At 61.0% G+C, this 12939-nt stretch carries 12 protein-coding genes; 7 read left to right on the forward strand and 5 right to left on the reverse strand.

What is annotated here, in order from left to right; all coding sequences use genetic code 11:
• On the reverse strand, window positions 1-693 hold a 693-nt coding region (locus ABD815_RS05620), incomplete at its 3' end, for a uroporphyrinogen decarboxylase family protein (protein ID WP_344844700.1).
• A 101-nt stretch (window positions 694-794) separates the two neighbouring features.
• Between ABD815_RS05620 and hemC the strand changes: the two genes are divergently transcribed.
• Window positions 795-1739 carry a hydroxymethylbilane synthase gene (gene hemC / locus ABD815_RS05625; protein ID WP_344844705.1) on the forward strand — a complete coding sequence of 315 codons (945 nt, stop codon included), beginning with the start codon at window positions 795-797 and terminating at the stop codon, window positions 1737-1739.
• 1 nt (window position 1740) lies between these two features.
• On the opposite strand, the gene ABD815_RS05630 is transcribed toward hemC, so the two are convergent.
• The 3 genes from ABD815_RS05630 to hemN form a co-directional block, all read right to left on the reverse strand.
• Window positions 1741-2952: an MFS transporter gene (locus ABD815_RS05630; protein ID WP_344844708.1), complete on the reverse strand. Its 1212-nt coding sequence runs from the start codon at window positions 2950-2952 to the stop codon at window positions 1741-1743.
• Window positions 2949-4349 carry an FAD-binding oxidoreductase gene (locus tag ABD815_RS05635; RefSeq protein ID WP_344844711.1) on the reverse strand — a complete coding sequence of 467 codons (1401 nt, stop codon included), beginning with the start codon at window positions 4347-4349 and terminating at the stop codon, window positions 2949-2951. Before ABD815_RS05635 ends, ABD815_RS05630 begins: the two co-directional genes overlap by 4 nt.
• 68 nt (window positions 4350-4417) lie before the next feature.
• Window positions 4418-5773 carry an oxygen-independent coproporphyrinogen III oxidase gene (gene hemN / locus ABD815_RS05640; protein ID WP_344844716.1) on the reverse strand — a complete coding sequence of 452 codons (1356 nt, stop codon included), beginning with the start codon at window positions 5771-5773 and terminating at the stop codon, window positions 4418-4420.
• A gap of 66 nt (window positions 5774-5839) precedes the next feature.
• Between hemN and fnrL the strand changes: the two genes are divergently transcribed.
• Window positions 5840-6580, forward strand: a complete 741-nt coding sequence (gene fnrL, locus ABD815_RS05645; protein WP_344844719.1) for a transcriptional regulator FnrL — start codon at window positions 5840-5842, stop codon at window positions 6578-6580.
• A gap of 84 nt (window positions 6581-6664) precedes the next feature.
• On the opposite strand, the gene ABD815_RS05650 is transcribed toward fnrL, so the two are convergent.
• Window positions 6665-7504, reverse strand: a complete 840-nt coding sequence (locus tag ABD815_RS05650; protein ID WP_344844721.1) for a universal stress protein — start codon at window positions 7502-7504, stop codon at window positions 6665-6667.
• A 289-nt stretch (window positions 7505-7793) separates the two neighbouring features.
• On the opposite strand from ABD815_RS05650, the gene ccoN reads away from it, so the two are divergent.
• The 5 genes from ccoN (at window position 7794) to ccoG (ending at window position 12939) form a co-directional block, all read left to right on the forward strand.
• Window positions 7794-9392: a cytochrome-c oxidase, cbb3-type subunit I gene (gene ccoN / locus ABD815_RS05655; RefSeq protein ID WP_344844725.1), complete on the forward strand. Its 1599-nt coding sequence runs from the start codon at window positions 7794-7796 to the stop codon at window positions 9390-9392.
• Window positions 9393-9407: 15 nt separating this feature from the next.
• Entirely contained in the window at window positions 9408-10133 is a 726-nt protein-coding gene (ccoO, locus tag ABD815_RS05660; RefSeq protein WP_344844727.1) for a cytochrome-c oxidase, cbb3-type subunit II, read from the forward strand.
• A 13-nt stretch (window positions 10134-10146) separates the two neighbouring features.
• Entirely contained in the window at window positions 10147-10356 is a 210-nt protein-coding gene (locus ABD815_RS05665) for a cbb3-type cytochrome oxidase subunit 3 (RefSeq protein ID WP_344844729.1), read from the forward strand.
• The gene (gene ccoP, locus ABD815_RS05670; RefSeq protein ID WP_344844731.1) at window positions 10353-11204 is read left to right on the forward strand and encodes a cytochrome-c oxidase, cbb3-type subunit III; all 852 of its coding nucleotides are present in this window, start codon (window positions 10353-10355) and stop codon (window positions 11202-11204) included. The genes ABD815_RS05665 and ccoP overlap by 4 nt, the downstream gene beginning before the upstream one ends.
• Before the next feature lie 286 nt (window positions 11205-11490).
• Complete coding sequence (gene ccoG / locus ABD815_RS05675; protein ID WP_344844735.1) at window positions 11491-12939, forward strand: cytochrome c oxidase accessory protein CcoG; 1449 nt, start codon at window positions 11491-11493, stop codon at window positions 12937-12939.

Consider the following 12939-nt stretch of genomic DNA (forward strand, 5'->3'; position numbering starts at 1 on the left):
TAGTTCCTGCGTGATCCGGCGCGCGGGGGCCACGGCGTATTTCTCAAAATCATCGCCCTTCAGGCTTCCTGCCCAACTGTCGAAAACTTTAATCACTTCCGCACCGGCCTGAACCTGACGATCAAGATATTCGATGGTGCCTTCGGTAAGCAGATCGATGAGGCTCTCGAACAGCGCATTGTTCTCTTCGCGCAAGGCATGCGCAGGTCCCTGATCGGGCGTGCCGCGACCGGCGATCATGTAGGTCGCCACCGTCCACGGCGCACCCGCAAACCCGATCAACGTCGTCTCGGATGGCAATTCGCGCGACAGGATCGACACCGTTTCGTAGATGGGTGCGAGCGTGTCGTGGATGTCATCCTTACCGCTCAGTTTGGCGAAATCCGCCTCGCTGGTCACGGTCGACAACCGCGGCCCCTCACCGGTGACAAACCACAAATCCGCACCCAAAGCCTGTGGCAGCAACAGAATATCGGCAAACAAAATGGCGGCATCGAACCCGAACCGGCGGATCGGTTGCAGCGTCACTTCGGCGGCCAATTCGGGGTTGTAGCACAGCGACAGGAAATCCCCCGCCTGCGCCCGCGTCGCGCGATATTCGGGCAAATACCGGCCCGCTTGGCGCATCATCCAAATCGGCGGCACGGATTGGCGTTCGCCCTTCAGCGCCTTGAGGATGGTTTTCTCGGTCATGCAGGCCTCCCGTTCGTTGCCGCCCGTGGTCCTCTTCCCGCGCTGATTTGTCAAGCGCACCATGTCTTGTCAGGCGCATCCGCCGCAGGTAAGCCTGCCCCATGACAGTGACCTTTCCCACCCCCGCCAAGCCGCTCAAAATCGGCACCCGTGGTTCCCCGCTCGCGCTCGCGCAGGCCCATGAAACCCGCGCGCGCCTGATGGCAGCCCACGACCTGCCCGAGGAGGCCTTCGAAATCGTGGCCGTGTCGACCCGCGGCGACCGCGTTCAGGACCGTGCCCTGCGCGACCTCGGCGGCAAAGGATTGTTCTCCAAGGAAATCGAGGACCGGTTGCTGTCAGGTGAGGTCGATATCGCCGTGCATTCCACCAAAGATATGTCGGTGACCCAACCCGATGGTCTCGTGCTCGATACCTATCTGCCGCGCGAGAACCCGTTTGACGCCTTCATCACGCTCGACGGCAAACCGCTGGCGGAACTGGAACAGGGCGCCACGGTCGGCTCCTCCTCGCTGCGCCGCAAAGCCCAGCTTTTGCACAAACGTCCCGACCTGAAGGTCATCGAATTCCGCGGCTCGGTGCAGACCCGTCTCAACAAGCTCAAAGAGGGCGTGGCGGATGCTACCTTCCTCGCGCTCGCCGGTCTCAACCGTCTCGGTTTCGACGATGTGGCCCGCGTCGCGGTGAGCGCCGAAGAAATGCTGCCCGCCGTCGCGCAGGGTGCAATTTCCATCGAACGGCGCACCGGTGACGAAGACATCGCAACCCTTCTGGCCGCGATCCACCACAGGCAAACCGGATTGGCGCTGGCCTGCGAACGCGCGTTTCTGGCCGAACTCGACGGCTCCTGCCAAACCCCGATCGCGGGGCTTGCCGAGATCACCGATGGCACGATCCGCCTGCGCGGAGAAATCCTGCGCACCGACGGATCAGAGGCCCTGTCGGGCGAGAAATCCGGTCCCGTCGATGATGGCCCCGAGATGGGCCGCGACCTGGCGCGCGAATTGCTCGCGCAGGCGGGCGAGGGGTTCTTTGACTGGACCTGAGTTAGCCCTGCACCACCCCTGCGCGCGCATCTGCCGCGCGTAGGATGACGCCCGCGCCAATGGCCAAAGCAGCCGCGAGTATCATCACGAGGCTATAGCCCGCCAGCGCGGTGCCGACCCAGAACACCGACCCTGCGATGAGTTGGCTGGTGACCTGATTGACGGTCTGCAACGACGAACTCGCCCCCGGCCTGTGCGCCAGAAGGTCCTGAAAATAGGCAATCGGCAGGGTCAAAAGCGCCGCCGCCCCCATCGCGGCAGGCAGGGCGAGAAGCCACACGAAATCCGTGCCCGCGAGCAGGGGAAACCCGAACAGAAAGATCGAATAGATCAGCGCCGCCGCGAGCAGAACCGTGCTCTTGGACGCGCGCGCTGTGGCCAGCGGGATCAGAGCCATGAACGGGATTTCCAACCCCGCGATAAGCGCGGCAAGCTGCGCTGTGCGCGCCGTGCCATTGGGGTGGGCGAGGTCAAAGATCAGCCCCATCGTCTGCATATAGGCCGTATTCGCCGCCACCAGCGTGGCGATGAGCAACAGGCGCAGCGTCACACGCGGATGCAAAAGCTCCGCCATGGATTGGCGAAATGTCAGCCCGCTTTTCGTCTCCACACCGCCCTCGGTGCCATCCTTTGGCAAAACGAATATCAACGTCAAAAGCGCGCCTGCCGCCGCCACCGCCATCGCCAGATAGAGCGTGATCAGATCGGCGTCCTCGGTGATGAACAGCGACCAGAGCGGCAGGATCACGATAAACGGCACCGCAAATCCCGCACGGATCACCGCCATCACCGCATCGCGTTCGAAAGGCGCACGTTCATTGACCGCGACCCGCGCAATGGCAAAAACCTGCCCCATGAGAGAGAACCCGATGGGGATCAACAGGCACGCCGCCAACAAATAGGCCCATGGCGCGCGGGTCACATAGACCAACGCGAAGGCGCCCGACACGATCAACGCACAGACCAGCGCGGTGTTATAGCGCGACGCCCATTGGTCGGTGATGATCCCGACGTAGAGCGAGGCTGCGACCGACATGGCCGCCCCCGCAATCATGATTGCCGCGAATTGGGCATCCGAGAACCCGAAATATTTGATCGCGATCAGGCCCTGATAAGGCGCAATAGAGGCCGCGATTGCACCGATGAAAAACATCGTGATCGCGCAGGCCCGCAGACGCCGTGAGGCATATATGACCTTCAGAGCCGAAATCATGGCACGGTTTTTCCGGGGTTCAGAATACCTCTGGGATCAAGCGCGGCTTTGATCGCGCGCATCATATCGAGGGCCACGGGATCCTTGCGGCGACGCATCGAGGATAGCTTGGCCACCCCGATCCCGTGCTCTGCGGAAAACGATCCCCCCATCTCGCGCACAATATCCTCCACAATCTCGACGAGCGCATCACAATGATCGGGCGCTCCCGATGAAGGATAAAGGGTGAAATGGATGTTGCCATCGCCCAAATGTGCAACCGTGCAACTGCGGATATTCTCATCACGTTTGGACAGGCGCTCTTTCGCCTCGCGCAGAAAATCCGCCGCACGGTCCCGCGGCAGGCTCAGATCGCAGATGATCAACGGCTTGGTCGCCGTGGTAATTTCGGCGGCCGCCTCGCGCATTTCCCACATCTGCAACCGCTGGCCTTCCGATGTCGCCATCGCGGCGTCAATCACGTGCCCCGCCTCGAACATCGCGCCGAGCGTTTCCTCCAACCGCGCGCTCAGCGGCACAACCCCATCGCTGTTCATCTGCGCATCACCCGCCCGCGTGGTGGCGATCTCCAAAAACACCGTGTGATCAACGTCATAGCCCAAAGGCGGCGTCAAATCGGGACGGTGCTGGCGCAGCTGCACCATGTAGTCGCGCGGCATGTATTCAAAGGCTTCAACCGCGCCGCTGGTGTCTTCCTGCAGCTGGTTCAATAGCGCCAGAGCCGCGTCCAGATCGGGCACAGACACCATCGCCGTGGCCCGCGCGCGCGGCGCCGGATAGAGTTTGAGAACCGCCGCGGTGATAATGGCGAGCGTCCCCTCGGAGCCGATCAACAGATCACGCAGGTCGTATCCGGAGTTGTCTTTGTGCAATTCGCCCATCAGATCGACCACCCGACCATCGGTCAGAACTGCTTCAATCCCGAGGCAGAGATCGCGCGTATTGCCATAGCGCAGGACATTCGATCCCCCCGCATTGGTCGCCAATGTCCCGCCGATGCGCGCCGATCCCTTTGCGCCAAAGGTCATCGGGTAAATCATGCCCACGTCGCCCACCGCATCGTGCAAATCGGACAGGATCACACCCGCCTCAACCGTCACAACCCGCGCGGAGGGATTGATGTCGCGCACACGGTTCATCCGCTCCACAGACACCACCAATGCCCCCTCGGCGGATCCGCCACCGGTCAATCCGGTATTGCCCGCCAAGGGCACAACAGGCACGCGCATCTCATGGGCAAGCGCCATGATCGCACTGAGTTCGGGGGTATTGGAGGGGCGCACAACCGCCAGAGGTGTCGTCACATAGGTGCCGACCCAGTCGCGCCCATAGCGCGCCGCATCGTCACCGGTCAGGATATCGCCGGTGATCTCACCAAGCCGTTCCAGAAAATCCATGTCACCCCCCGCATGTCTCGTCTTCTGCTTTGCTCAAAAAGCACGGCGAGAGCAAGGGGCGCGCGGCCTCAAACCGCGGTGGAATGCTGCGACTGGGTCATATGGTAGGCGTCGAAATGGCGCGCGATCATCCGTGTGAGGGGGCGGGCGCTGTCGCGAATGGCGATCCGGTCAGCGTCCACATCGACCATCCCCTCAAAGGCCTGCGCAACCCCTTTGCCAAAGGCGACAAACTCCGCAACCGTCAACCCGAAGCTCTGCGTAAGCTCGTCACGCTCGATGCAAAAGTCGCTCATCAAAGCCTCGATAATGCGCCCGCGCAACCGGTCCATATCGCTAAAGACATGGCCCTTGGTGATCGGCAATCCGCCCGCACGGACCAGTTTCTGATACTCCGAAGTGGAGGGCGCGTTCTGGGCATAGCCCTGCGGGTAGCGCGCGATGGAGGAGGCGCCAACGGCCACCATCGTCGGGCATTTATCGTCTGTGTAGCCTTGGAAATTGCGGCGTAGTTTGCCTGTCTGCTGCGCGACCTGCAGGCCGTCACCTTTGCGCGCGAAATGGTCGATGCCGATTTCGGCGTAGTCGTCCCATACGAACAGCTCGCGGGCGACATCGAACAGGCGCAACCGCTCTTCGGGGCGGGGCAATTCATCGGTCGGGATCATCGCCTGTCGCCGCGCCATCCACGGCACATGCGCATAGCCGAACAGTGCCACGCGATCGGGCGAGAGCGACAATAGCTGCTGCACACTCTGGGCAATCTTTTCGGGCGTCTGACCGGGCAGGCCATAGAGGATGTCGGCGTTGAGCGAGCGGATGCCATGCGCGCGCAATCCGTCCACCGCTTTCTTGGTGGTTTTATAGGACTGGATGCGCCCAATAGTTTCCTGAATGCCGGGATCAAAGTCCTGAACCCCGATAGAGGCGCGGTTCATACCCGCGCGCGCCAGTGCATCCAGACGCGCATCGTCGATTTCATTGGGGTCGATTTCGACCGAAAATTCATAAGGCTGTGCAAAAGGTGCAAGCTGCGCAATCGCCCCCGACAGATCGGTGATCATTTCGGCGCTCAGCAGCGTCGGCGTGCCGCCACCCCAATGCAGATGGCCAATGCGAATCCCGTCGGGCAGGCGGTCTTTCAACAGCGCCAATTCCGCCTTCAATGTCTCCACATAGGCCGCAACGGGGCTCAGAGTGCTCGTTCCCTGCGTTCGACACGCACAAAACCAACACAACCTGCGGCAGAAAGGCACATGTATATAGAGCGAAATCGGCTGTGCAGGATCCAATGAACGCTGCCAGGCCTCAACATCCTGCGCCGAAACCGCTTTGGAAAAATTCGGCGCGGTCGGATAGCTGGTGTAGCGGGGGACACGAGCGTCAAAAAGCCCGAGCTTGCGGAGTTGCGTGTGCGTTGTCATGGGCGTAAGTTCTAGACGCACATAGCATCTGTGCATTGACGCAGATCAATTAGCTGGGCGGACTATATGAGTGATACCTCTTTTGATCATAAAGACTGCGGTACCTGTCCCATCCGGCACCGTGCTGTTTGCGCTCGCTGTGATACCGATGAACTCGCCGAACTTGATGTCATAAAATACTATCGCTCCTATGAGGCCGGTCAGCCGATCATCTGGTCGGGCGACCGCATGGATTTCGTGGCCTCTGTGGTCACCGGCGTTGCCTCGCTCAGTCAGGCTATGGAAGACGGTCGCACCCAAATGGTCGGCCTCCTGTTGCCTTCCGATTTTCTGGGCCGTCCGGGTCGCGAATTTGCGCCCTATGACGTGGTTGCGGTTTCCAACCTCACGCTGTGCTGTTTCCGCCGCAAACCGTTCGAACAACTGATGGGCCGCACGCCGCATATCGGCGCCCGCCTGTTGGAAATGACGCTCGACGAACTCGATGCGGCGCGTGAATGGATGCTGATCCTCGGGCGCAAAACCGCGCGCGAAAAAATCGCCTCGCTTCTGGCCATTATTGCCCAACGCGAGGCCTCTCTCGCCCATAGCTCGACCTCGGACGGGATGGTGTTCGAACTGCCCCTGACACGCGAAGCGATGGCCGACTACCTCGGGCTAACGCTCGAAACCGTGTCGCGCCAGATCTCCGCGCTCAAACGCGAAGGCATCGTATCGCTGGAAGGCAAACGTCGCATTCTGGTGCCCGACTTCGACCGTTTGATGATCGAAACCGGCGATGATGCGGATGGCGGTCTGATGATCTGATCGGCGCGCCCGTCGCCCAACCCGATCCCCGACACGAAAAACGCCCCGCAAACCGGGGCGTTTCCTGTTTCTCGGCCTGATCCGTCAATGCGACATCAGGATCGGCAATTCCGCAACTTCGAGCATATGACGTGTCGCGCCACCCAGGATCGATTCGCGGAACCGCGAATGCCCGTAGGCCCCCATCACAAGTAGATCGGCATCCTTGTCACGCAACTGGCGTGTCAAAACATCGGACACACGCGGCATCGTTTTGGCCAGAACCGACACCTCCGCACGCACGCCGTGGCGCACGAGCATCTGGCACAGCGATCCACCGGGGTCGGAGCGGTCGGGACCATGCTGGGGCGGATCGATGATCGTTACATCGACCAGATCGGCCTTTTCAAGGATCGGCAAAGCCGCCCGCACCGCACCGAGCGCTTCGGCACTTTCGTTCCATGCAACTACGATCCGGTCGAAGGACTCAGGCAGGTCCGCGATGTCGGGCATCACCAGCACGGGAACGTGGCTGGAGAAAAGGGCCGCTTCGAGGATTTCCTCCTGTTCGTGACCGCGACCCTGCCCGTAGGGGCGGGGCAGAACGACCACATCGGAGAATCGCAGGTAATGCGACAGCTGCGGCGTCAGGCCGGCCATTTGCGCGGTCAGCGGGTTGGCCACCCACTGGATTTCCGTGCCGGCGAGATGGGCATTCACAGCCTCCTCGATCTTGAGGCTATCGGCCTGTGCCTGCTGGAGATTGTCCTGCAATGCCATGGCGTTGGTGCCTGCGTAATAGAACCCGGGCTGGGTGCGGTCGAGGCCCAGACAAATGACGTCCAGATGCCCGTTTTCACGCCGGGCAAGTCCAACGGCGGCGTCAAGGGCGTGACGGTCTGCTTGCAGATCGCACACGATAGTTGTGATGGTTTTGAAGGGCATGTCTTCCTCCATGGGGAAATATGTTTCTGCCCCGAATCTGCGCCTTCGCGCCGCCATCGGCATTGATTAGGATCAACACTCACCCGTCTTTTCAGGCCGATCGCCGGATTACCCCGGAAAACCGGCATCCTGTCGTCGCGCGGGCACGCGTTCTGTAAATTCAAACGCTTTGACCCAGATCAAGGATCGTGACCGCGTCCTCGTTCAAACCGCAAACTATCAGATCCCCATGTGCGAACAGGGGGCGACTATGCCTACGCAAAAAAGGCACAGAACGAAGGGACGCTACATGTGGAACTATATTAAACTGGCGGTGCTCGGGACGTTCATCGTCCTTGCGGGCCTCGCCGCCAACTTCGGGCGCGATTTTGCCTATCAGGTGCACGCGCTCATGTTTATGGCCGCCGCTGCCATCACATTCATCTACACCCTGCGCCACACAGGCGACGTGAAAGTCAAAGACACCGGCTATCTCGACGGCGTTGTGCGCGCGGGTGTCATTGCCACCGCAGGCTGGGGCGTCGTGGGCTTCCTCGCAGGGACGTTCATCGCCTTCCAGCTCGCCTTCCCGCAGCTCAACTTCGAGTTCCTGCAGGGCTACGGCAACTTCGGACGCCTGCGTCCGCTGCACACCTCGGCGGTGATTTTTGCCTTTGGCGGCAACGCCTTGATCGCGTCCTCCTTCTACGTGGTCCAACGCACCTCGGCCGCACGTCTCTGGGGCGGTAACCTCGCGTGGTTCGTGTTCTGGGGCTACAACCTGTTCATCGTTCTGGCGGCCACGGGCTATCTGCTCGGCGTGACCCAATCCAAAGAATACGCCGAACCGGAATGGTATGTGGACCTCTGGCTCACCATCGTCTGGGTGGCCTATCTGCTGGTCTTCATGGGCACGCTGCTGAACCGCAAAGAAAAGCACATCTACGTTGCCAACTGGTTCTACCTGTCCTTCATCGTGACCATCGCAATGTTGCACATCGTCAATAACCTCGTGATCCCGGTATCCTTCCTCGGGTCGCGCTCGGTCATGGTGATGTCCGGCGTTCAGGACGCGATGACGCAGTGGTGGTATGGCCACAACGCCGTGGGCTTCTTCCTCACCGCGGGCTTCCTCGGGATGATGTACTACTTCGTCCCCAAACAGGCCGAACGCCCTGTGTTCTCCTATAAACTCTCGATCATCCACTTCTGGGCGCTGATCTTTCTCTACATCTGGGCCGGCCCCCACCACCTGCACTACACCGCGCTGCCCGATTGGGCCTCCACGCTCGGCATGGTGTTCTCGGTGATCCTGTGGATGCCGTCCTGGGGTGGCATGATCAACGGTCTGATGACGCTCTCGGGCGCATGGGACAAACTGCGCACCGACCCGATCATCCGCATGATGGTCATCTCCGTGGGCTTCTACGGCATGTCGACCTTCGAAGGTCCGATGATGTCGATCCGCGCGGTCAACTCGCTGTCGCATTACACCGACTGGACCATCGGCCACGTGCACTCCGGCGCCTTGGGTTGGAACGGTATGATCACCTTCGGGATGCTCTACTTCCTCACACCAAAGCTGTGGAACCGCGAACGCCTCTACTCGCTCAGCCTCGTGAACTGGCACTTCTGGCTCGCCACGATCGGCATCGTGCTCTACGCGGCATCGATGTGGGTCACCGGCATCATGGAAGGCCTGATGTGGCGCGAAGTCGATAGCCAAGGCTTCCTCGTGAACGCCTTCGCAGACACTGTGTCCGCCAAGTTCCCGATGTATGTGGTGCGCGGTCTGGGCGGGGTCCTGTACCTCACCGGCTCTCTCATCATGGTCTACAACCTCATCATGACGGTCCGCCGTTCGCCCGCTATCGCCGCGAACACACCCGTCATGGCTCCGGCCGAATAAGGAGGGTCTTGAACAATGGCTCTTATCGACAAACACAAGATCCTTGAAACAAACGGAACCTTGCTTCTGGTCTGTTCGCTGCTGGTGGTGACCATCGGCGGGGTCGTGGAAATCGCACCGCTCTTTTACCTCGAAAACACCATCGAGGACGTGGAGGGCGTGCGACCCTATTCGCCGCTCGAACTCACAGGGCGCGAAATCTACATCCGCGAGGGCTGCTATGTCTGCCACTCGCAGATGATCCGCCCGATGCGCGACGAAGTGGAACGCTACGGCCACTACTCGCTCGCCGCGGAGTCCAAATATGACCACCCGTTCCAATGGGGTTCCAAACGCACAGGGCCCGATCTGGCCCGTGTGGGCGGGCGCTATTCGGACGAGTGGCATGTGGACCACCTCACCGACCCGCAATCGGTGGTGCCTGAATCGGTGATGCCGAAATACGGCTTCCTCGCCAACCGCTACATCGATCCTGAATACACGCAGGACCTGATGAAAACCCATCGCATCGTCGGTGTCCCCTATACCGACGAGATGATCGAACTCGCGGCCGCGGACTTCACCGACCAGGCCGATCCATGGAGCGATTTCGACGGTCTCGTCGAACGCTACCCCGGCGCTCAGGTGCGTAACTTCGACGGGCAGGAGGGCATCACCGAAATGGATGCTCTGATCGCCTACATGCAAATGCTCGGCACGTTGGTCGATTTCTCGACCTTCACGCCCGATGCGAGCCGTTAGGGGAGGGATCGACATGGACTATCACATCCTGCGTGAAATCGCCGACAGCTGGGTGCTTCTGGCAATGTTCGTGTTCTTCATCGGCGTGATCGCATGGGCGTTTCGCCCCGGATCACGCGCCGAACACCGCGACACCGCCAACAGCATCTTTCGCAACGAAGACAAACCCGCCGCAGATGCCGCAGATCCCGACGACGCCGAAGTTAAGGAGGCGAGGACATGAGCAAGAAACAAGACGTCGAAACCACAGGCCATTCGTGGGACGGGATTGAGGAATTCAACAATCCGCTCCCCAAATGGTGGCTCTATATCTTCTACGCCTGCATCATCTGGGGCGTCGCCTATTCGATCGCCTATCCGGCATGGCCCATGGTCTCCAAAGCGACCAGCGGCCTCATGGGGTGGTCCACACGCGCAAACGTGGCGGCCAAGATCTCCGAGTTCGAACAGATGAACGCCGCCGTGGAGGCAGAACTCGCCGCCGCGGACGTGACCGAAGTGGCGCTGGGCTCGGACGTGCACAGCTACGCCGTCAACGCCGGTGCCGCCGTGTTCCGCGCCAACTGTTCGCAGTGTCACGGCTCGGGCGCGGCGGGCAACGTCGGCTACCCGAACCTGCTCGACAACGACTGGCTCTGGGGCGGCACCGTGGATGAAATCGCCTATACGATCCAACACGGTATCCGCAACGAAACCGACGATGCGCGCTACTCGGAAATGCCCAAATTCGGCGTCGACGAGTTGCTCGAGGACGACCAGATCAATCAGGTCGTCGAATACGTCCTCGCCATCTCCGGTCAGGACCACGACGCCGCACTCGCCTCGGCAGGCACTCTGGTGTTCGAGGAAAACTGCGCCGCATGCCACGCCGAAGACGGCACGGGCGACATCTACCAAGGTGCCCCCAACCTCACCGACGCGATCTGGCTCTACGGCGGCTCGCGCGAGGCGGTGCATGAAACCGTCCATGCCGCGCGCTTTGGCGTGATGCCTGCATGGGGTGAACGCCTCAGCCAGGCCGAGGTCAACGCAGCCGCGCTCTACGTCCACCAATTGGGCGGTGGCGAATAACGTCACACGAATTCGGGCGGAAACGCCCGGATAAGGCACCGATCCTTGATCCTGTTCGCGCGTTTCCTGAGGATCGGTGCCATTCTGCAGACCGCGCCATGTCGTCACATCGCATGGCGCGGTTTTCGTTTCCCACCTGCGGGTCAGAGCCAAACCCCAGAGCGAAACCTATGCGCGAAACTCATCTTTAATGTCGCACCCGCAGAGCCGCTTGATCCACATCAAAGCCCCCTTTGCGTGGCCCGCCCATTAAAGGGAACCAGCGAACAGACGAGGTCCGCTCATCATGAGCTCTACGGATAATTCACCCAACGACAATCTCTACGCGGCCCGCGAACCCATCTTTCCGCGCCGCGTGACCGGCAAATTCCGCACGCTCAAATGGATCATCATGGCGGTCACTTTGGGTATCTACTACCTCACCCCGTGGATCCGCTTTGACCGTGGTCCCAACCTCCCGGACCAAGCCGTCCTCGTCGACCTCGCCAACCGCCGTTTCTTCTTTTTCTGGATCGAAATCTGGCCGCATGAATTCTACTTCATCGCGGGCCTTCTGATCATGGCCGGTCTCGGGTTGTTCCTGTTTACCTCTGCGGCAGGGCGCGTGTGGTGTGGCTATACCTGCCCGCAAACCGTCTGGACCGACCTCTTCATCCTCGTTGAACGCTGGATCGAAGGCGACCGGAACGCCCGCCTGCGCCTGCACCGACAGAAACGCATGGACCTGCGCAAATTCCGCCTGCGGATGACCAAATTCATCGCATGGCTCCTGATCGGGCTGGCCACCGGCGGCGCGTGGGTGTTCTACTTTGCCGATGCGCCGACCCTGCTGCGCGACCTCTTTACGCTGAACGCCCATCCGGCGGCCTATCTCACCGTGGCCATCGCCACCGCGACGACCTTCTTCTTTGGCGGTTTCGCGCGTGAACAAATCTGCATCTACGCCTGCCCGTGGCCGCGCATTCAGGCCGCGATGATGGACGAAGATACCCTGACCGTCGCCTACCGCCACTGGCGCGGCGAACCGCGCGGCAAACACCGCAAAGGCGAGAACGCCGGCGAAAACAAAGTCGAATTGGGCGACTGCATCGACTGCATGGCCTGCGTCAACGTCTGCCCGATGGGCATCGACATCCGCGACGGGCAGCAACTCGAATGCATCACCTGCGCGCTGTGCATCGATGCCTGCGATGACATCATGGACAAAATCGGCAAACCGCGCGGGCTGATCGACTATATGTCGCTCGCCGACGAACCTGCCGAAACCGCCGGTGCCGCCCCGAAGTCGGTCTGGAAACACGTCCTGCGCCCGCGCACGATCCTCTACACGGCGCTCTGGTCTGCGGTGGGTCTGGGTCTGGTGTTCGCGCTGTTCATCCGCTCGGACATCGACATGACCGTCGCCCCTGTGCGCAATCCGACCTTCGTGACGCTCTCGGACGGGGCGATCCGCAACATCTACGACGTGCGCCTGCGCAACAAACATGGCGACGACCGCCCGTTCCGCGTTACAGTGGCAGGGGATCCAACCCTGAGCGTTCAGGTCGAAGGCACCCCCTACGAAGTCGTCACCGTGCCCGCCGACCAGATGAAAATCCAACGCGTCTACGTCATGGCGCCGGCGGGTTCGACCCCTGCCACTTCGGACCGCACCGAATTCACGTTCTGGGTGACGGATATGACAAACAACGACCGCGCCAGCGTGGAGACGGTCTTTAACGGACGAGGTCAGTAA

This window comes from Celeribacter arenosi, assembly GCF_039539485.1.
GTDB classification, from domain to species: domain Bacteria; phylum Pseudomonadota; class Alphaproteobacteria; order Rhodobacterales; family Rhodobacteraceae; genus Celeribacter; species Celeribacter arenosi.